General features: G+C 49.1%; 22 protein-coding genes and 4 pseudogenes. 24 read left to right on the forward strand and 2 right to left on the reverse strand.

Going from position 1 to position 18589, the window contains the following annotated elements:
* Nucleotides 1-7: 7 nt before the first annotated feature.
* The 5 genes and pseudogenes from NB069_RS08540 to NB069_RS08560 all read left to right on the forward strand — a co-directional run bounded on the left by NB069_RS08540 (nucleotide 8) and on the right by NB069_RS08560 (nucleotide 3187).
* The gene (locus NB069_RS08540; RefSeq protein WP_250588951.1) at nucleotides 8-340 is read left to right on the forward strand and encodes a head decoration protein; all 333 of its coding nucleotides are present in this window, start codon (nucleotides 8-10) and stop codon (nucleotides 338-340) included.
* Nucleotides 341-407: 67 nt separating this feature from the next.
* Nucleotides 408-653, forward strand: a pseudogene (locus tag NB069_RS08545) (major capsid protein); the annotation flags it as partial.
* Nucleotides 654-816: 163 nt separating this feature from the next.
* Complete coding sequence (locus tag NB069_RS08550) at nucleotides 817-2052, forward strand: tyrosine-type recombinase/integrase (RefSeq protein ID WP_250588952.1); 1236 nt, start codon at nucleotides 817-819, stop codon at nucleotides 2050-2052.
* Between the two features lies 1 nt (nucleotide 2053).
* Nucleotides 2054-2287 (forward strand): helix-turn-helix transcriptional regulator, encoded by a 234-nt coding sequence (locus NB069_RS08555; RefSeq protein ID WP_250588953.1) that lies wholly within the window; start codon nucleotides 2054-2056, stop codon nucleotides 2285-2287.
* Nucleotides 2288-2374: 87 nt separating this feature from the next.
* On the forward strand, nucleotides 2375-3187 hold the full coding sequence (locus NB069_RS08560) for a TIR domain-containing protein (protein ID WP_250588954.1): 813 nt from the start codon (nucleotides 2375-2377) through the stop codon (nucleotides 3185-3187).
* A gap of 86 nt (nucleotides 3188-3273) precedes the next feature.
* Here NB069_RS08560 and NB069_RS08565 read toward each other — a convergent pair whose 3' ends face one another.
* Nucleotides 3274-3453, reverse strand: a complete 180-nt coding sequence (locus NB069_RS08565) for a hypothetical protein (protein WP_250588955.1) — start codon at nucleotides 3451-3453, stop codon at nucleotides 3274-3276.
* Nucleotides 3454-3583: 130 nt separating this feature from the next.
* Here NB069_RS08565 and NB069_RS08570 point away from each other — a divergent pair.
* The 9 genes and pseudogenes from NB069_RS08570 to NB069_RS08610 all read left to right on the forward strand — a co-directional run.
* Nucleotides 3584-3700: pseudogene (locus NB069_RS08570) on the forward strand (host cell division inhibitor Icd-like protein); the annotation flags it as partial.
* 4 nt (nucleotides 3701-3704) lie between these two features.
* Nucleotides 3705-4109, forward strand: a complete 405-nt coding sequence (locus tag NB069_RS08575; RefSeq protein ID WP_250589566.1) for a hypothetical protein — start codon at nucleotides 3705-3707, stop codon at nucleotides 4107-4109.
* Entirely contained in the window at nucleotides 4106-4474 is a 369-nt protein-coding gene (locus tag NB069_RS08580; protein ID WP_250588956.1) for a hypothetical protein, read from the forward strand. Before NB069_RS08575 ends, NB069_RS08580 begins: the two co-directional genes overlap by 4 nt.
* On the forward strand, nucleotides 4471-5844 hold the full coding sequence (locus tag NB069_RS08585) for a helicase RepA family protein (protein ID WP_250588957.1): 1374 nt from the start codon (nucleotides 4471-4473) through the stop codon (nucleotides 5842-5844). The genes NB069_RS08580 and NB069_RS08585 overlap by 4 nt, the downstream gene beginning before the upstream one ends.
* 182 nt (nucleotides 5845-6026) lie before the next feature.
* Nucleotides 6027-7022, forward strand: a complete 996-nt coding sequence (locus NB069_RS08590) for a hypothetical protein (RefSeq protein WP_250588958.1) — start codon at nucleotides 6027-6029, stop codon at nucleotides 7020-7022.
* 232 nt (nucleotides 7023-7254) lie between these two features.
* Nucleotides 7255-8295: a major capsid protein gene (locus tag NB069_RS08595; protein WP_250588959.1), complete on the forward strand. Its 1041-nt coding sequence runs from the start codon at nucleotides 7255-7257 to the stop codon at nucleotides 8293-8295.
* 9 nt (nucleotides 8296-8304) lie between these two features.
* Nucleotides 8305-8646 carry a head decoration protein gene (locus tag NB069_RS08600; RefSeq protein ID WP_250588960.1) on the forward strand — a complete coding sequence of 114 codons (342 nt, stop codon included), beginning with the start codon at nucleotides 8305-8307 and terminating at the stop codon, nucleotides 8644-8646.
* 10 nt (nucleotides 8647-8656) lie between these two features.
* On the forward strand, nucleotides 8657-9040 hold the full coding sequence (locus NB069_RS08605) for a helix-turn-helix transcriptional regulator (RefSeq protein WP_250588961.1): 384 nt from the start codon (nucleotides 8657-8659) through the stop codon (nucleotides 9038-9040).
* A 140-nt stretch (nucleotides 9041-9180) separates the two neighbouring features.
* Nucleotides 9181-9633 carry a hypothetical protein gene (locus NB069_RS08610; RefSeq protein ID WP_250588962.1) on the forward strand — a complete coding sequence of 151 codons (453 nt, stop codon included), beginning with the start codon at nucleotides 9181-9183 and terminating at the stop codon, nucleotides 9631-9633.
* A gap of 170 nt (nucleotides 9634-9803) precedes the next feature.
* Here NB069_RS08610 and NB069_RS08615 read toward each other — a convergent pair whose 3' ends face one another.
* Complete coding sequence (locus NB069_RS08615; RefSeq protein ID WP_250588963.1) at nucleotides 9804-11342, reverse strand: RNA-directed DNA polymerase; 1539 nt, start codon at nucleotides 11340-11342, stop codon at nucleotides 9804-9806.
* Between the two features lie 284 nt (nucleotides 11343-11626).
* Here NB069_RS08615 and NB069_RS08620 point away from each other — a divergent pair.
* The 10 genes and pseudogenes from NB069_RS08620 to NB069_RS08665 form a co-directional block, all read left to right on the forward strand.
* Nucleotides 11627-12415 (forward strand): annotated as a pseudogene (locus NB069_RS08620) (major capsid protein); the annotation flags it as partial.
* A 46-nt stretch (nucleotides 12416-12461) separates the two neighbouring features.
* Nucleotides 12462-12875: a DNA-packaging protein FI gene (gpFI, locus tag NB069_RS08625; protein WP_250588964.1), complete on the forward strand. Its 414-nt coding sequence runs from the start codon at nucleotides 12462-12464 to the stop codon at nucleotides 12873-12875.
* Nucleotides 12876-12886: 11 nt separating this feature from the next.
* Nucleotides 12887-13240 (forward strand): head-tail joining protein, encoded by a 354-nt coding sequence (locus NB069_RS08630; RefSeq protein WP_250588965.1) that lies wholly within the window; start codon nucleotides 12887-12889, stop codon nucleotides 13238-13240.
* 9 nt (nucleotides 13241-13249) lie between these two features.
* Entirely contained in the window at nucleotides 13250-13804 is a 555-nt protein-coding gene (locus NB069_RS08635) for a phage tail protein (protein ID WP_103823779.1), read from the forward strand.
* Nucleotides 13801-14199: a phage minor tail U family protein gene (locus NB069_RS08640; protein ID WP_250588966.1), complete on the forward strand. Its 399-nt coding sequence runs from the start codon at nucleotides 13801-13803 to the stop codon at nucleotides 14197-14199. The genes NB069_RS08635 and NB069_RS08640 overlap by 4 nt, the downstream gene beginning before the upstream one ends.
* 7 nt (nucleotides 14200-14206) lie before the next feature.
* On the forward strand, nucleotides 14207-14944 hold the full coding sequence (locus NB069_RS08645) for a phage tail protein (RefSeq protein ID WP_250588967.1): 738 nt from the start codon (nucleotides 14207-14209) through the stop codon (nucleotides 14942-14944).
* A gap of 35 nt (nucleotides 14945-14979) precedes the next feature.
* A complete protein-coding gene (gene gpG / locus NB069_RS08650; protein ID WP_250588968.1) occupies nucleotides 14980-15393 on the forward strand; it encodes a phage tail assembly chaperone G in 414 nt (137 codons plus the stop codon).
* A pseudogene (locus NB069_RS08655) lies at nucleotides 15390-15716 on the forward strand (phage tail assembly protein T); the annotation flags it as partial. The gene gpG and the pseudogene NB069_RS08655, both read left to right, overlap by 4 nt.
* Nucleotides 15700-18195, forward strand: a complete 2496-nt coding sequence (locus tag NB069_RS08660) for a phage tail tape measure protein (protein ID WP_250588970.1) — start codon at nucleotides 15700-15702, stop codon at nucleotides 18193-18195. The pseudogene NB069_RS08655 and the gene NB069_RS08660, both read left to right, overlap by 17 nt.
* 2 nt (nucleotides 18196-18197) lie before the next feature.
* Entirely contained in the window at nucleotides 18198-18536 is a 339-nt protein-coding gene (locus NB069_RS08665) for a phage tail protein (protein ID WP_250588971.1), read from the forward strand.
* The last annotated feature ends 53 nt before the right edge of the window (nucleotides 18537-18589 follow it).

Here is an 18589-nt window from a genome sequence, read left to right on the forward strand (position 1 = left end):
GGCTCTTATGGCAACGACTGAAGTTTTTACCCATCTACAGCCGCTCGGCAACAGTGACCCGGCACATACTGCGTATGCACCCGGTGAACTGACTGCCTCCACGCCGGCCATGACACCACTCATGCTGGATGCCGATACGGGCAAGTTAACGGTCTGGGACGGCACTCACGCTGGCGCGGCATGCGGTATTCTGGCCGTAGCTGCAGACCAGAGCAGCGTGGAGCTGGCATTTTATAAATCCGGCTCATTCCGCATTGAAGATGTTCTCTGGCCTTCAACTGTGACCGATGAGCATATCAAGCGTAATGCGTTTACCGGCACGGCCGTCAGCATCATCTAAGCCCTTTATTAACACTCACTTTCATCCATAAAAGCCGCCTGTGCGGCTTTTTTTACGGGAAAAACCTATGTCGATTTATACCACTGCCCAGTTGCTGGCGGTCAATGAGAAGAAATTTAAGTTCGATCCGCTTTTCCTTCGCATTTTCTTCCGCGAAAGCTATCCCTTCAGCACTGAGAAGGTGTACCTGTCGCAAATCCCGGGCCTGGTTAACATGGCGCTCTATGTCTCGCCTGTTATTTCCGGCAAGGTCATCCGCTCCCGCGGCGGTACAACTTCAGAATTTACGCCTGGCTATGTCAAGCCGAAGCACTTAGCATGGCTTTCTGAGGCTTTCACGTAGTTGCTGTCCTTTGCATTTAATCTACTGATTATTAAGAATAAACCTTTCCTCCTCTTTCACTGGATTTTCCTCGTTATCTGTGCGTTGCAATCACCTCTGTATTGCAGCTTGTATTGCTTTTTGGGGGCTAAAAATGGCAGGCGAGAACAAACTGAGCGACAAAGCGCTCAAGGGGTATCTGGGTAAACCCAGAGAAAAACAGGTCACAGTTGCTGATGGGAAAGGGCTCTCTGTTCGGGTGAGTACGAAGGGGGCCGTTAGCTTTGTTTTCTTCTACAGATTGGCTGGTGGGCTGACTGCTCCTGTCTGGTTAACTCTCGGTAAGTACCCGGACATGTCCCTGAAACAAGCCAGAGAAAAGCGTGATGAATGCCGTGCATGGCTGGCTGACAAGCGTGATCCGCGTATTCAGATTAAGATTCAGGCTGAGGAACGTTTAAAGCCAGTAACCGTGGAAGATGCGCTTAACTACTGGTACGAAAATTACTGCAAGGTTCGCCGCAAAACCCACGCAGTAACGCTGGGCCGTTTTCGAAAGCATATCTTCCCTTATATCGGCCACCTACCCGTAAACGATACCCATCTGTATGAATGGTTGGATTGCTTTGACCGTATTAAGCGTACTGCGCCAGTCATGGCTGCTTATGTATTCTCTGATACTAAACTGGCACTGCGCTTTTGCAGGGTACGCCAGTACGCCACCTGTGATGCCCTTAAGGACCTGCGTATGACAGATGTAGGGCAGGTTGCAGGAAAGAGGGATCGCGTATTGAGTGAGAACGAATTAGGCCAGCTATGGAAAGCGATTTTTGTCGAGCCTGACATAAAGCTGATGTCTGAATACACCAGGAAGATGTTTGTACTGTGCACTATTTTTGGATGCAGAATGAGTGAGGCCCGCTTATCAGAATGGAACGAATGGGATCGTGAATGCTGGATATGGACAGTACCGAAAGAACATTCAAAAACGGGTGTGGAAATTATCAGGCCAGTTCCTGAGGTTTTACGGCAATGGATCACAGACATTCACGAGGAAACAAAGCATACCGGCTATGTGTTAGGTAGTCTGCGTATCAGGGAAAGCGTGAGTAAAATCGGCGGGAAAATCGGTAAGCGTCTGGGCCATGAAAAACAATGGTCGCTGCACGATTTGCGGCGAACTCTTTCAACACACCTCACGGATCTGGGTACTGAGTTTCATGTTGTGGAACAGCTGCTGGGCCATGCGTTGCCCGGAGTGGCTGGTGTATATAACAGAAGTAAATTCATGCTTAAAAAGTTAGAGGCGTTAGAACTCTGGTCAACTTATCTCAACAGCATTTCCGATGCTGATTCAAACGTGACAATTCTCAAACAAAAGGTTGGTTAACATGAAAAAAATCGCTGTTGTTGATAAAAAGGGTCTGGAGTACATTCCTAACATCGACCGTATGATCCGTGAGAAAGAATGTCGAGAACTTACTACCTTGGCGAACAGCACGCGCTGGAAGCTGGAGAAGGAAGGAAAGTTTCCCAAACGGATCAAAATTGGAGCCACTGCTGTGGCGTATCGACTTTCAGAGATTCAGGCATGGATACGCGGCGAGTGGCAGATTCAAATATGAAATAATAAGGATGATGAGATGGTAACGAGGAAAAAAACAAACCCACATACCAATGGTGTTTGTGAATTACTCATATCTAGGGAGGATATGAACGACAAAATTCAGGAAAGAATACAGAAAGGATTGTCGCTTTATCAAAAAAATATTAATACTAATCGTGCGTTAGAAGAATTTAATGCAGAATATAGGAAGTGGAGTGATTTTAATTCTGAGCTTTTAAAGAGGTGTTTCACAAATGAAGATTTTGAAAACGAATATGAGGGTAGTGGTTTCTCTGGTGTTTTCTTATTAGATCCATCGTTAAGTGAGCAAATAAAAGATTCAAAAGATAGTTTGCAAAGTAAAATAAGAAAGCTGGAATCTATAATGGAACGCCTTGAGTTGATTCCTATATCTTCTTCAATTGTTGAGGAAAATGCAGTAACTCAATCAACTTCAAGTACAGCTGTGAAGACGAAAAGAGTTTTTATCGTTCACGGGCGTGATGACATCTCAAAAACTAATTTAGAAGTCTTTCTAAGAGAAATAGGTTTAGAACCTATTGTGCTTCACAGGCAAGCAGATGTTGGTCAGACAGTTATTGAAAAATTTGAGGCTAACAGTGATGTAGGATTTGCTTTTATTCTTCTTACACCTGACGAAATTGCTTATTTGAGTCCTGATGATAGTTTGCCAGATTCTGAACGTAAAAAAGAATTAAGAGCTCGGCCCAATGTGATGTTTGAATTCGGATATTTTGTTGGGAAATTAGGGCGTTCTAAAGTATGCTGCTTATATACGGGTGATGTGGTAATCCCCAGTGATTTAAATGGTCTCATTTATAAAAAATATTCATCAACGATAGAAGAAGTTGCATATAGCATTTTGAAGGATTTAAGAGCTACGGGTTACGCAGTATAGGAATGTTTTTTTCTTAAATCTATAACTTATTAAAGAGCCATTGTCGATATAATGGCTCTTTAAGACAGGTATGAATCAACGTAACATTAATTTTTAACTTCAAGTCCACGCTGTAGTAATTCTTTTCGAATAATCCTTTTAATCCAAGCTGCTAAAGATTCATCTCCGTCTTCCTGCTGAGCAATTTCCATTAATTGCCTGAGTTCTGGATCTAACCGAAATTGAAATGGAGGATTACCACGTCTTTCGTTTTTGTGTGTTGACACGTCAATTACACCCGTTGTAATGTGTTTATGTGTAATGACACATTACATACAAGTTTTGTAAAATGCAACGCCTCGAAGTGCGGGAACACGAACGAGGCGTCTAACCAAACCGTTAACTGGAGTAACGACTATGGCTGGAACACAGCATACCCAAACTCATCCCAAATTTACATGGCTATTCCTGGCCACCCCAGAACTACATCCTGAATGCTCACCAGTAGTCCTGAGATGTGATGCAGATTCGGAAGAGGATGCGCGAGCAACCTTTCCTGAGTGGCAACTTACTTTTGCTGCAAAAATCCGCACTGAAAGTCCTTACTCGTTTACTTGGACAGATGCAAACCGAGCAACTCTCTGGTCAATCATGGGAGGAGAAATCAGCCTTCCACTGGAGGCTCGATATGTCTAAGTCAAAACTGCTGTATATCGCGGATCTTAAAAACCTGGAAGAGCATGAAGAAGAATTGCGCGTTGCCTCGCTGAGTGCAGAACAAGCAAAAATCGTAGCCACAATGCTCGTCTGTTATCCCAATGCAATGGAAGACAATGAAATAACCGCAATCGGTCAGTTATTTGAGTCACTGGCCACGAATGTGGATAACTTCCTGAAAGCAGAACGCGAGCGTTTTGAAAATAGTTCGGAGGTTCGACCATGATTAGCAACGTCAAATTCAACGAACTGGAAAAACGCGTGGATCTACTGGTAGAAAAGATTTTGCACCTTGAGGCTCAGGTTAAGTCGCTCGCCGATAGCCAGGGGGGAGAAATACCTCCGGGTATGACACCAGTAGCTACGCTAGCTGCTGAATATGGTATCTCTACTAAAAAAGCCGAGGAGCTGGCGAAAAACACGGGTGTAATGCTGGTTAAGCTGAAATCAGGCGGATTCGTTGTACCTGATGAAAAGTTCAGGGAAGCTGCGCGACTGGTGCTGCGAAGTGCTAAGCGCAAATATGGCTCAGCGTACTGGTTCCATCCTCTGATCGGCAAGTTCCAGATGAGCGGAGGTATTCCACAATGACTGTTCAACTGACGGCAGTAGAAGTGGTTTCCGATGCGCTGTTTGCCTGCTCGTATCTTTGGTCACATGGTCGCCCTTATAGTCGTAGCGATCTGGATAAAGCCATCCACCAGCATAAAGACACGAGTACGCGCTACGGCAAGCTGGTGGCAAAACTCACCCAGCTTCACGGCATGACCTATGAAGAGTTGTGTGATGCTGGTTATTTGGGCAACGATGCCGGGCAGGTTAACGAGCTGCGCCGCGAAGCGCTGGTGGAAGTGATAGGCGAAGAAGAGCTGAAAGCTTGGCTCACGGATGCGCAGCGTATACAGCGCGTGTTTCCTTCCACGGAAATACAGTCCCGGCGTACCCGGCTTCCGTTATCTCGTGGATCTGAGGGATACGATGCCCGACAGGATTTCGTGATCAAACATTTCTTACCGGCGCAGTCACTTTGCAGCATCTACGGCCCCAGCGGTTCGTATAAAAGCTTTCTGGCGGTTTCATGGGCCTGCCATATAGCGACAGGCCAGGTATGGGCTGGTAAGAAGGTGGCTCCTGGCGCCGTTCTGTATGTGGTTGGTGAGGGTGGTGTCGGCGTTCCTCGCCGTATCAGAGCATGGGAGCAAATAAAAGGTCTACAGGCCGATAATCTTTATCTGGTAAACCGGCCGGTATTTCCGGTTCGATCGTCAGAGGTCAATGAAGTGCTGCTGGCGGCGCGGCAGGTGGAGGCCGAATGTGGTCTGCCTGTTAGCCTAGTGGTGATCGATACGCTGGCGCGTTGCTTTGGTGGCAATGATGAAAACGATGCCCGGGATATGGGAGCGTTTATCGAAGGGTGCGACACTATCAAGCAGAAAACAGGAGCTACAGTGCTGGTGGTGCATCACTCTGGTAAGGATGAGGCAAAGGGTGCGCGCGGGTCCAGTTCGTTCCGGGCAGCGCTGGATGCAGAATTCAATGTTAAGCGTGAAGGGGAAGGTAAAGCGTTGATACTCTCATGCACAAAGATGAAGGATGCTGAGGAGCCGGAGCGTAAAGCATATGATCTACTCACAGCAGAACTCTACACAGACGAGGATGGTGAGCCTATATGCTCTTTGGTCGTCAGAGATGTGCCCAGAGAAACGAAAGAAATCGATCCGGAACTGGCGGGTGTAGCAAAACTAAGTGATAACCATACTGCGTTATGGCAGGCCATCAGAAGCAGAACGGCACGTGGGGATGTGTGCACCAGGGCAGTTATTCGGGATGATCTGAAAGCTATGGGGCTGGATGCCAGTAAGCACTTTTCACGCTGGCTACAAAAGCTGGCTGAGTCAGGGCTTGTTGCTCTGGATGGTGAGCATATTCATATTCAAAACCTACGCGATGTGGGAGAGTAAGTGGGTAGATGATGGGGGATGTGGGGAGAAGATATCCAAATTCCCCACATGAGTCATGTATACACGGGCAAAGTGGGGAGTTCGCCACAAACCCGCGTCATTACTGGTTGGAACACTCATCCTTATAATTGCTGGTGGGGAGCAAGTGGGGATTTCGTAAAGTGGGGAGCAAGTGGGGAATTATGAGCGGTAAAAGAAAATATTTGTCTGAATTTTCAGTCACAATAACCTCAGAACGCTGGCTAATGTTTACACCAGAGCAACTTCATGCAGAAGGGGTAATGAGAGCAGAACATAAAGATATTGCTGACAATTGCCATATTTATATGATTTGCAAGCGACCTAAAGCTACCTGTAGCTCTGAACCTCCAATTATAGATAACGGCATTATGACAGGCTTTTTGACTAGTCGCGTAGATGGAAAAGAACTCATTTCTTCATACAAACTTCCCTTTCAGTTTGAGGATGAAGAAGAAAAAATAGTTGTAGCTGAATATCCACATAGAAAAATCTATACAGTGAACAATCAAGGTGAAGGAGTAAGATACTGGCCTGGCGATTTTTTGGCGTTTCATACTGGAAATAGAATTTTTAAAGATCTTGAAGTGCTTTACATTGGGCAAGCTTATGCGGAAGGTAAACGAACAGCTCTCGATCGCTTGAGAAGTCATTCTACGTTGCAAAAAATCCTAGCGGATACAATGTATAATTTTCCAGATGACCAAGTTTTTATAATAGCGGTGGAATATGATGATTATTTTATAGCCTCTATGTTCAATAGGATGGAAGAAGGAGTTATAAGCGGCGAAGAAGATGATATTAGGTTAAAAAGCGTGTTTGAAAACCCTCTTTCACAGAAGGAAATAATTTGTTTGTCTGAGGCAGGGTTAATTAGATATTTCAAGCCTAAATATAATAAAATTTACAGGGATAATTTTCCTGCAGCAGATCAAAGTGTCTTGTCTGGTTGCTTTGATTTAGATTTCTCTGGCTTGTCGGTTGAAATAGAACTTTATGATACTGGGTTAAGGTTATTTTCAGATAGTGCAAGTGCTCAACATCATCATATTGCAATGTTCAACTTAGTTGATGAGACTGAACGGCTAGGTTTCTTTACATTTAGTGATGGGGTAAATGCACCGTTCACTGTGGATGGAACTATCCTTATGAAGAAGTAGTGTACTAAAGAAAAGCGGGCCCACCCAAGCCCGCTTTGACAATTACTGAAGTGTCATCTGGAGGAAATAACAGGAGCAACAATATCAAATATAAAGGACGGTGAATTACCTTAAACACACTTTATACATTATTGCATCCCATTACACACCGTTGCATACATTCAATATCGTTTTCGCAGTGATAGCATTATCCCTGCAACGAACTCTGTTCGCATTTTTAATGAGGTAATATATGCCAGGTTTACACACGCCAGCAGCACTTATCCGGGTTGTAAGTGCTGAGGATATCCAGAAACAACTCAAAACCCTTTTCACTGATTTATTCTTTACCCGTGCCGCAACGTTCGAAACCCGCGATATCATTCTGGACACTATCGACGACCCCAATATACCGATCGCTGCATTCTGTTCACCAATGGTGGGCAGTAAGGTGGCCCGTGACGAGGGGTATGAATCGAAATCCATCCGTCCGGGTTACATGAAGCCCAAGAGCAGCATAGACCCGAATAAGCTGGCTGTTCGTCCTGCAGGTGTTACACCGGAGCAATACAGCACGCTGGATACCCGCAACATCAAGGTTAAACAGGCCCTCCTTAAACAGTCTGTTGCTATCCGGGCTCGTATTGAATGGCTGGCAGTTCAGGCTGTAACGACAGGGAAAAATATCATCCAGGGGGAGGGCATTGAACGCTACGAACTGGACTGGAATATTAAATCCCAGAATATGATCACTCAGGCTGGTGGCGCTGCATGGTCAGGTAAGGACAAAGCGACATTTGATCCGAATGACGACATTGAAACCTACTCAGAACTGAGCGAAGGCGTTACCAACATCATCATTATGGGCGGGAACGTCTGGAAGAAATACCGCTCATTCAAAGCGATCAAGGACGTGCTCGATACACGCCGTGGCTCTAATGCTCAACTTGAGACAGCGTTAAAAGACCTGGGCGATTCAGTGAGCTTTAAGGGCTATATGGGTGATGTAGCAATCGTGGTTTACAGCGGCCGCTATACCGATGAAGACGGCACTGAAAAACATTTCCTCGATCCGGATTTGATGGTGCTGGGCAATACGGCCCTACAGGGCATTGTGGCTTACGGCGGTATTCAGGATCCGGAGCTTGTCCGCGACGGGATTACCAAAGCTGAGCTTGCACCGAAAAACTATATCGTACCGGGTGACCCGGCGATTGAGTATGTCCAGACCCATTCCGCGCCGCAGCCAATTCCTGCCCGTATTAACCGCTTTGTCACCGTTCGTGTGGCCTGAGGAGCAATCATGACTACAAATTACACTGAGCTGGTGGCCGGCACAGAGGCGCTGGTATCTACTCTGGGCATCTTTGCTGGTGGGAAGGGAGTAATCCCGGCGCTGACCCCGCTGATGCAGGACGCCACTAACGGCGCTCTTGTCGTATGGGACGGGGAACATGCAGGGCAGGCGGTCTATGTGTCGTGCTTCGCTGTTGATACTGCAAGCCAGACGCAGGCACAGGTCTACAAAGCGGGTGTACTCAATGTAGACGCACTCAACTGGCCGGACGCGGTGACAACGCTTTCCGCTAAGGTGGCCGCATTCGTTGGCTCAGGTATTTCAGTTCAGCCGCTGGCACGGGTATAAGGGGATCACAATGCAGAACAAAGATAACAGCCTGATGGCTACCGCTAATTCACTCTGGCCTGATCCAGAGGTGAAAGAGCTGCAGGAGCTGGCGGACAAGATGAATATGAGTGAGCGCCTGGTTGATATGAATCAGGTCATGGAACTCACCACACTGAGCCGTCGCACTCTGCTGAACCTCGAAGCACGTGGTGAATTCCCGGTTCGTGTGCAGGTCACTGAGGGCCGTAAAGCCTGGTATCTGAGCGAGGTAGTGGAGTGGATCAACAACATTCCCCGCAGCTCTGAAACCTGTCAGGTGCCCGTTCCTGCCAGTCCTGACACCGCGCTATGCCTCAAAGCTGAACGGGTACGCCGTCAGGCGCGGGCCGGAAAAAGCCAGCTGATCGGCTGACAGGACGAGCCCGGTAGACCCGCCAGCAGTGCGCGGGTCCTTCCGGGCGATCCGGCCTGTTACGGGGCGGCGACCTCGCAGATTCGCGCTATTTATGAAAATTTTCCAGCAAACATACCCCACCACCACTAGGTCAAAAAATGAACAAAAGGCAAAACTCATTGGACTTTATGACTCAGGCTGAACTTGCAGGCGCACTGGGTGTTGATCGAACCACTGTCGGTACATGGACCAAAAAAGGATTACCGTTTATCAAAGGCGATCAGGGAAAGCCCCATACATTTCATTTTCCGTGCAGTATGTGGTGGATGCTGGGTAAAGATTTTACCGAAAGAAGAGGGATTTCAGGGCTGACGGCCGTCCAGCAGATTATTTTCGCCAGAGCCATCGCTGATGAAATAGATCCCGGCGATGATATGGCAGGCGAAGAATGGATGATCCCCATGCTGGCAGAAATTGGCATTCCTGAAAGCACTGTTAAAAGTGAAATCGCGTATGTCAGGGGGTTAATGGCCGGGGTAAAAATATCTGGTCACAACAGGAAGAAACGCAAACGGAGCAAATGGCTTTCCCGTGATGAAATGAAGGAATAGATAATTCTGGTTGTTATATCGTGATGTTAAGGATCCCTTCTAAACCAGTTCATTCAGGGGGCGCAATGAAACATGAAACTATCGAGGCGACTAGTAGGTAAGGGTAGGCTTTTCAGTTAAATGTGATATGTAGCAGTAAATTAATGCTACATATCACATAGTTGAATTTTTTATAAGGTGGTTTTAGGCTTAAAAATTTCAAGGTGCTCGAGCATAGTCATTTTTTTGGCGATAGTCTTACTTCCTTTGAAAAGTTTAAAGTCTTTCTGATTTGTAAATATTTTCCCTCTATTGCTTAAAATACTATCTGTAATAGGATCTTTGAATTTGGGAATTGCTTGTATGCTCCCCTCAAGATTGTTGCTCACTAAAAAATAGCTTATCCATGATATCAGATACTTGTTTCTTTGTTCATCCAATGATAATTCCGTGAAATACTTACATAAGTAAGTCACAATTTCATTGTGTTTCTTTTTGCCATTACTGCTTTTCAAAATTGACTCAATGATTGCGATTATCTTTGGATAGGTTTTTACTCTTAGTCGCCCAAGCATTAACAACATACTAATGACTTTCTGTAGATTGTTTTTTTCTATTTTTACTTTTAGCTTCCCTTTCTCGGTGATTATGTCCGCCAAGAATCTATCGATTACCCCTGTACCTGGGATAAGTTTATCTATATCAACTACAGATAAGTAGAGTTCTCTGAATTCCTTCCATTTAAAATGAGCTTTTTTTCGCGGATAAACAGCGTGATATTTCGATGCCCATTCACGGAAGAGTCCGGATGGAAGAGGGTAAATATTAGTTTTATCGTCATTTAATTCTAAATTATATTCTTTTAATGAGCTTTGCAATGATTTGATAATGCGTTTAGCGTCTTCTTCAGATTTAACTAAAATCCTGTAATCATCTTTAAAGCGTACAGCGCGGCAATCAATATCATCTCGTTCTATGTCTTTTGTAAGCATGACATCAACGGCAGAAGCTATCACTTCCGAAATCAGGTCTGAAACGACAGGCCCTATAGGTAGGCCATTAGTGCAACCATCATTAGCATTTTGGAATAATTTATCTAATCGGTTGCCAAAAAAATTAAAGTTTTGTCTATTTTCGGGCTTTCTTATGACGTTTTTCCCATGTATTGCCCAAGAAATACTATGCGTATAGATTGAAGGGAAGAAGTTTTTTATGTCCGCTTTTAATATATAATTATATCTATATGCAACAGATGCTAGATCATCATCTGTCATTTCTATAAATTCATAAATCATTCTTCCACTACGTAAGTGACCAATCCTTCCTTTAGCCTTTTTATTTATTGGTATAGGGAAACTATAAGACGTAACTTTACTATCCTTTGGTATCGCCGCAGCGACAATTTTTTTCCAGTTTCTTGCGATATGATAAGAAATATCGTTATGTATTTTAGGATGGATAATGCCAAACGTGCGGTCGGTTAGGTCTGTCTTTGGGAAATGTACCTTAACTAACTCGCAAACTTCAGGGAAATATTTATTTTTTTTGACTTTGTAATACACAGTAGGTTTGCTAGGTATTCTGTCGACTCGAAAGCATGGGGGCAAAACGTAGCTTTCGGGGAAATAACCATTTTTGAGCAGCCAGTAAAATACTTCTACACGATTTAGCGATAGGGCCAATTTTCGAGTAATTCTACGATGTTCTTTGATGGGATCTGTTGTAGCCATAACTTGTCCTAATGATGCCTACTCAGCTGAAATTTGGCATGAGAAACTTTCCAACCTATCCGCCTATCTTTAGGGCAACTCTCATGAATTTAGTGGGGCCGGTAAGGTTCGCACTACCAATACAGCGAAGAAAAAGATAATTAGCTTCATCGAAGCTCAGCTCAATTAATCAAATGGTTAGGCTTTGTATTGCAGACTGTATTGCAGTAATACCTAATCCAAAACACTTTTAAACTTTTTTTCTTTCTTAGTCAATCGCATAGCATCGCACTTGACTCATGTAGCCGAAGCACGAAGTAAACCCGCAGATGACCCTGCGTCGCCTGCCGGATGAAGATCCACAGAACCTGGCTGATCCTGCCTATCGCCGCCGCCGTATCATTCTGCAGAACATGAAAGATGAAGAGCTGGCGATTGCGCAGGTTGAAGAAATGCAGGCCGTATCCGCCGTGCTTAGCGGTAAATATACCATGACCGGGGAGGCGTTCGAGCCGGTGGAGGTGGATATGCAGCGCAGCGCCAGGAACAACATTGTTCAGGCGGGTGCTGCAGCCTGGTCCGCCCGGGACAAAGAAACCTATGATCCGACCGATGACATCGAGACGTATGCGGTGAATGCCAGTGGCGTGGTCAACATCATCGTGTTCGATCCAAAGGGCTGGTCACTGTTCCGCTCCTTCAAGGCCGTCAAAGACAAGCTGGATACCCGCCGCGGCTCTAACTCTGAGCTGGAAACCGCACTCAAGGATCTCGGTCAGGCGGTTTCCTACAAGGGTATGTACGGCGATGTGGCAATCGTCGTGTATGCCGGACAGTACGTTGAAGGGGGTGTGCAGAAGAATTACCTGCCGGATAACACCATGGTACTGGGCAACACACAGGCGCGCGGTCTGCGGACCTATGGCTGTATCCAAGATGTGGACGCGCAACGCGAGGGCATTAATTCGTCCGCACGCTATCCGAAAAACTGGGTGCAGACCGGTGACCCGGCCCGTGAATTCACCATGATCCAGTCTGCGCCGCTGATGTTGCTGGCCGACGCGGACGAGTTTGTATCCGTCAAACTCGCGTAACTTCCACCCGGTGGCCCTTCGGGGCCAATTCTTCGGAGTAGCTTCCATGACTGAAAAAGAAACACTCATCGCCCGGCTGAAAGAGCTGGGCAAAATGCTTGGCCGCGACGTGAATACCAGCGGCACTATCCAGGAGCTGTCGATGCGTATTGCAGAGCTCGAAGAAGAACTGGATGAGGGGAGTGAAGTTGCTACGGGCGATAGCAACGGGCAGGGCGAAGCCGGTATTGTGGCTGGTGCGGGCGGAAATGTTCCCCCGGTAACAGCCGATACCACTGACGCAACCTTATCCGGTGATGGTGAGCTGGTGGCGGTTGAAACGCTGGTCACCCTGCATATTGACGCGTTGCACGCCGCGCGAAATGAGCCTGTATCAATTGTGGAGCCTGGCGTCACGATCCTCGTTACCGGGAATGAGGCAGGCTATCTGATTTCTCATGGACTGGTCCGCGACATCTGACAGGGGGGACAGTGGCTGATTTCGAAAATCTCTTTGATGCAGCTATGTCACGGGCGGATGACACGATTCGCGACGTCATGGGCGCTGATGTAATGATGACGTCCGGTGCATTGTCGGGCGTCACGATTCACGGTGTCTTCGATGATCCTGAGAATATTGGTTATGCCGGGGCAGGGGTCCGGATTGAAGGAACCAGCCCGTCTTTATTTGTGAAATCAACCACTGTTCAGCAGCTGGAACGCATGGACACCCTGATGATTAACGGGCGGGCATTCTGGGTTGATCGTCTTGGCCCTGACGATTGCGGCTCCTGTCATATCTGGCTGGGCAATGGGAGCCCGCCCGCCGGCACCCGCCGTCGTTAAGGAGGCTGCATGTCCATTAAAGGCCTTGAGCAGGCGGTAGAGAATCTCAACAGCATCAGTAAAACTGCGGTTCCGCGCGCGTCAGCGCAGGCTGTTAACCGTGTGGCAAACCGGGCCGTCAGCAGAAGCGTGACTGTTGTATCAAAAGCTACACGGGTCCCACGAAAGCTGGTGAAGCAGAGAGCCAGGGTGAGGCGGGCGACGGTCAAAAAGCCGCGAGCATTCATCCGCGTTAACCGCGGCAATTTACCGGCCATAAAACTCGGTACCGCCAGCGTGCGCCTCTCCCGCAGGAAGCGTGACCAGAAAGGGGCCAACAGCGTGCTGCGCATTGGTCCTTTCCGTTTCCCGGGCGGATTCATTCAGCAGCTTAAAAACGGCCGCTGGCATGTCATGAGGCGAACAGCAAAGCCCCGCTATCCGATCGAAGTAGTAAGCATTCCTCTGGCTGCCCCTTTAACCACAGCATTCAAGGTTGAGCTGCCGAAGCTCATGGACTCAGATATGCCCAAAGAGCTCCGGGCATCCCTTACAAACCAACTCAGGTTGATTCTGACAAAATGAAACACAGTGATATCCGACAGTTGATTCTTGACACGCTGGAAAACGCAATTGGTACTGACGCCATTTATTTTGACGGCAGGCCAGCAGTGCTCGAAGAGGGAAATTTCCCGGCCGTCGCCGTTTATCTCACCGACGCGGAGTACACCGGGGAAGAGCTGGATGCCGATATCTGGCAAGCCACTCTTCATGTTGAAGTCTTTCTTCCTGCCCAGGTGCCTGATTCGGAGCTGGATGAATGGATGGAAGCGCGTGTTTACCCGGTTCTGGCGGAGATCCCGGGGCTTGCATCCCTTATCACCAACATGGTGCAGCAGGGCTATGACTACCAGCGCGATGATGATATCGGACTCTGGAGTTCAGCCGATCTGAAATATTCCATCACCTACGAAATGTGAGGACGCTATGACCACACCTAACCCGCTGGCACCGACGAAAGGGGCCGGCACCACCCTCTGGATTTATACCGGAAGCGGCGATCCCTACGCCAGTCCCCTTTCGGATGTTAACTGGCTGCGTCTGGCAAAGATCAAGGATCTGCAGCCAGGCGAACTCACCGCCGAATCAGAGGACGACACCTATATCGATGACGACAACGCCGACTGGGCTTCATCCATGCAGGGGCAGAAATCAGCAGGCGACACGAGTTTTACTCTGGCATGGCTGCCGGGTGAAAGTGGTCAGCAGGACCTGGTAAACTGGTTCGATGACGGCACGGTTAAAGGATACAAAATCAAATACCCGAATGGCGCCGTCGATGTCTTTAAAGGCTGGGTGAGTAGCCTTGGGAAGACCGTTTCGGCTAAAGAAGTGATGACCCGAACGGCAAAGATCACCAATAACGGCAAACCCTCTCTGGCAGAAGACAGCGGTATTGCGGTAATTGGCGTGACGGATATCAGCCTGGATAAATCCACTGCAGCGGTCGCTGTCGGTGCGACCACGCAACTGGCAGTAACGGTCCTGCCAGCCAGCGCTTCAGATGCTTCCTTCCGCGTGGCGACTTCTGATCCGTCGAAAGCAACAGTGACGGTCAGTGGTTCAACGGTGACCGTCACCGGCGTGGCGGCGGGCTCCGTTGAAATTATTGTCATGACCAATAGCGGTAACTTTGCGGCAATCTGCAAGGTGACCGTTTCCTGAATCCCGGGGCGTGAGCCCCGTACTCCGGAGTAAATATGTTTCTTAAAACTGAACCGCTCGAGCATAACGGCAGCAGCGTGACGCTGTACCAGCTGTCCGCGCTGCAGCGCATTGAACATCTCGAATACCTGAAAAAGCTGGAAGCGGTTGAAGAAGATGATTTCCAGACCGCTATCACCCTCACCGTGAAAAATGGTGCTTACCTGGTGGCGTTGTCGCTCTGGCATGGTCATACGGTGAAAGGTACGCTTCCTGAGGGCGCGCCGGCGGAAGTGACGAAAATTCAGGATGAAGTCCTGCAGACCTGGCCGACGGAGCTTATTGCTGAAGCGGATTTTAAGGTGAAACTCCTCTCCGGCATGATTGAACCGCAGCTGGAGGATCCGCAGGTTGGCATCAGCGAACCTGCAGAACCTGTTACGGCGGAAAAGCCCTCGCCAGTGAGCTGACGTTTGTCCTGAAACTGGCGCGTGAGTTCGGTCGCCCTGACTGGCGCGCCATGCTTGCTGGCATGTCCTCTTCGGAGTATGGCGACTGGAAAATCTTCTACCGGGATAATTTCTTTCATGATGCGCAGCTGGACGCCCACTTCTCCGGCCTGCTCTACACCATTTCAACCCTGTTTTTTGCCGATCCGGAGCTGACGCCTGCCTGCTTCAGTATTCTTTCACCGGCATCTGAATCCATCGAGGTAGCAGAGCCGGACGACGATGCGCTGATGGCGAAGGCGGAAGGTATTTCTGGAGGTATGCGCTATGGCCCAGACGGCAGTCGGTGATCTGGTCGTTAATCTTGACGTCAACTCGACGAAATTTAACGAGCAGATCAACTACGTCAAAAAAGAATTCAGGCAAACGGGAGACGCGGCGAACGATTCAGCTTTGCGGATCCAGCAGTCATTCAGCCGTCAGGAGAGCGCTGCCCGCAAGGCAGGCATCTCTGTCGGTCAGTATACCGCGGCGATGCGCATGCTCCCGGCGCAGTTTACTGATGTGGCAACGCAGCTGGCAGGTGGTCAGAACCCCTGGCTTATTTTGCTCCAGCAGGGTGGGCAGGTAAAAGATTCCTTTGGCGGTGTTATTCCAACGTTTCGTGCGCTATTGGGATCTATCTCGCCGGTTATGCTTGGTATTGGTGCGCTCTCTTCAGCGACGGGGGCACTGTTATATACCTGGTACGCCGGGTCGTCCACATTATCCGATTTCAATAAAACGCTGGTGCTCTCCGGTAACACTGCGGGGCTGACTGCCGATCGGATGCTCACGCTGGCGCGAAGCGGCCAGTCCGCTGGACTGACGTTTAATCAGACGAGCAAGGCACTGACGGAGCTGATCAACGCTGGAGTGCGTGCCGGTGCCCATTTTGATGACATGAGTCAGGCCGTGGCCCGCTTCACCGAAGCATCGGGTGTACCAGTCGATAAGGTTGCCGCTGCGTATGGTAAGCTGACAACTGACCCGACATCCGGGCTCATTGCAATGGCCCAGCAATTTCACAACGTCACTGCCGAGCAAATCGCCCATGTTGCACAGTTGCAGCGCGCAGGCGATGAGGCCGCAGCACTTAAGGCGGCAAACGACGCGGCCACCGCCGGTTTCAACGATCAGACCAAATCCATACGGGAAAATATGGGGTCGATTGAAACTGCTGCCGATACGCTGAAACGCGCGTTTAAGTCAATGTGGGATGCGGCGCTTGACGTTGGTCGGCCTGATACTGTCCAAGAGATAGTCAGAAAGGCCGAAGCGGCATTTAAAAAAGCCAATGAGATATGGAACCTCCGGAAAGATGACCGTTATGTAAATGATGAAGCACGTGCGCGGTTCTGGAATGACCGCGAAACGGCCAGGCTGGCGCTGGACATGGCGCAACAGCAGGCGGGGATTTCCAAAGCGAATGAGGTGAATGCCTCCCGCGAAGCGACAGCGGAATCGGATCGTCAGAAGTATGCCGCGCAGGCGCAGGCAAACTATGCCAAAACCCAGACCGCGCTGGAAAAATACACGTTACGTCAGAATGAACTTAACAGGGCGCTGAAAGAGGGACGGATCCTTCAGGCTGACTACAACATCAACATGGCGGTGGCGAAAAAAGAGTATGAGGACTCGCTGAAGAAACCGACGAAAGGCAGGACGCCCGGAGGCGCAAAACTCACCGACAGCACCAGTGCGCAGACACTGGAGTTGCAGACGCAGATTGAGGTTTTGCGTCAGCACAGTGATATCAATGACACGATTAGCCAGCAGCGCCAGCAGTTGTGGAAAGAGCAGGCCAGATTTACGATCCTTGAGCAGGCTGCCAGAACCCGGGCACTGACGGAAGATGAAAAGTCCCTGCTCGCCAGCAAGGATAAGGTGCTCGCTCAGGCTGAAATCAATGCAAAACTGGGTGACCAGATCATCAAGCAGGAGCGCCTCAACCGTCTGCAGGACACATCGCAAAAATATGTTACCCAGATGGGTGAAAAAACCCGGGCGCTGGCGGAAAGCGCGGGGATGAGCAGTCGTGCGGCACAGCGGCGCAATGAGGAGGCTCAATTACTACAGGGCTGGAAAAATGGCGGCGGGTCTGAAAAAGATCAGGGCTACCAGAAGGAGCTGCAGGCGCTACAGGGATATTATCAGGAACAGGATAAAGTGCGCGGTGACTGGCTGTCTGGTGGGAAATCCGCCTGGGCTGATTACGCCGATTCTGCGGGTGACGCGTACGGCCAGATGAAAAATGTAGCAGCCAGCACCTTTGACGGAATGACGCAAAATCTTGCCGACATGCTTACCACCGGTAAAGCAAAGTGGGGTGACTTCACCCGCTCAACGCTTTCGATGCTGGCGCAAATCGCCCTTAAACAAGCGGGGGTAGGGATCGTGGGCGCTGTCAGTTCGGCTATCGGATTTGCCGGAGGCGGCTATACCGGATCGGGCGGTAAATATGAACCTGCCGGGGTGGTTCATCGCGGAGAGTTCGTTTTTACCAAAGAGGCGACCAGCCGGATCGGGGTGGGGAATCTGTACAGCATGATGCGCGGTTATGCGTCCGGCGGACTGGTGGGTGGCGGCAGTATGCCCGCTGCGGCCGCGGGGGGGATCAGCGTCTATGCGCCGGTCAGTATCAGTCAGGAGGGGGGTGGCGAGTCCAGCCAGGCGGACACCATCGGAACAGCGCGGCAGCTTCAGGGCATTGTTCAGCAGACCATCACCGACCGGCTTAAAAAGGAGATGGGGCCGGGTGGTGTACTTTACCCAAGGAGATAGCAGTGACAGACACATTCAGCTGGCGCACCCGTAAAACAGCCCGGGGAACGGAAAGCGCCCGTACGCTTCAGTCCCAGTTTGGCGACGGGTATAAACAGGTCGCCGGGATGGGGATCAATGACAGGTCTGAAGTCTGGGATCTTGACTGGACGGGAACACGAAGCGAGGCCGCAGTGCTGCGTGCGTTTCTTATGTCGCACATCACTAAATCGTTCTGGTGGACGAACCCCTGGGGGGAGAAGAAGCTCTACCGGATGAAGGCTGATTCCTTCAGTGTTTCGTTCCCCTCCGGGATAAAAGCGACAGTAGCGTTCACGTTCGAGCAGTCCTTTGCTCCCTGAATATCTTCAAATCCAGAATGACTGACCGCCTCCGGGCGGTTTTTTTATGGGGC

It is taken from the genome of Leclercia adecarboxylata (genome assembly GCF_023639785.1).
Classification (GTDB): Bacteria; Pseudomonadota; Gammaproteobacteria; order Enterobacterales; family Enterobacteriaceae; genus Enterobacter; species Enterobacter adecarboxylatus_D.

Coding starts and splice junctions, on each gene's coding strand:
- NB069_RS08540 (WP_250588951.1), top strand. CDS start 8: ATGGCAACGACTGAAGTTTTTACCCATCTACAGCCGCTCGGCAACAGT.
- NB069_RS08550 (WP_250588952.1), top strand. CDS start 817: ATGGCAGGCGAGAACAAACTGAGCGACAAAGCGCTCAAGGGGTATCTG.
- NB069_RS08555 (WP_250588953.1), top strand. CDS start 2,054: ATGAAAAAAATCGCTGTTGTTGATAAAAAGGGTCTGGAGTACATTCCT.
- NB069_RS08560 (WP_250588954.1), top strand. CDS start 2,375: ATGAACGACAAAATTCAGGAAAGAATACAGAAAGGATTGTCGCTTTAT.
- NB069_RS08575 (WP_250589566.1), top strand. CDS start 3,705: ATGCGCGAGCAACCTTTCCTGAGTGGCAACTTACTTTTGCTGCAAAAA.
- NB069_RS08580 (WP_250588956.1), top strand. CDS start 4,106: ATGATTAGCAACGTCAAATTCAACGAACTGGAAAAACGCGTGGATCTA.
- NB069_RS08585 (WP_250588957.1), top strand. CDS start 4,471: ATGACTGTTCAACTGACGGCAGTAGAAGTGGTTTCCGATGCGCTGTTT.
- NB069_RS08590 (WP_250588958.1), top strand. CDS start 6,027: ATGAGCGGTAAAAGAAAATATTTGTCTGAATTTTCAGTCACAATAACC.
- NB069_RS08595 (WP_250588959.1), top strand. CDS start 7,255: ATGCCAGGTTTACACACGCCAGCAGCACTTATCCGGGTTGTAAGTGCT.
- NB069_RS08600 (WP_250588960.1), top strand. CDS start 8,305: ATGACTACAAATTACACTGAGCTGGTGGCCGGCACAGAGGCGCTGGTA.
- NB069_RS08605 (WP_250588961.1), top strand. CDS start 8,657: ATGCAGAACAAAGATAACAGCCTGATGGCTACCGCTAATTCACTCTGG.
- NB069_RS08610 (WP_250588962.1), top strand. CDS start 9,181: ATGAACAAAAGGCAAAACTCATTGGACTTTATGACTCAGGCTGAACTT.
- NB069_RS08615 (WP_250588963.1), bottom strand. CDS start 11,342: ATGGCTACAACAGATCCCATCAAAGAACATCGTAGAATTACTCGAAAA.
- gpFI (WP_250588964.1), top strand. CDS start 12,462: ATGACTGAAAAAGAAACACTCATCGCCCGGCTGAAAGAGCTGGGCAAA.
- NB069_RS08635 (WP_103823779.1), top strand. CDS start 13,250: ATGTCCATTAAAGGCCTTGAGCAGGCGGTAGAGAATCTCAACAGCATC.
- NB069_RS08640 (WP_250588966.1), top strand. CDS start 13,801: ATGAAACACAGTGATATCCGACAGTTGATTCTTGACACGCTGGAAAAC.
- NB069_RS08645 (WP_250588967.1), top strand. CDS start 14,207: ATGACCACACCTAACCCGCTGGCACCGACGAAAGGGGCCGGCACCACC.
- gpG (WP_250588968.1), top strand. CDS start 14,980: ATGTTTCTTAAAACTGAACCGCTCGAGCATAACGGCAGCAGCGTGACG.
- NB069_RS08660 (WP_250588970.1), top strand. CDS start 15,700: ATGGCCCAGACGGCAGTCGGTGATCTGGTCGTTAATCTTGACGTCAAC.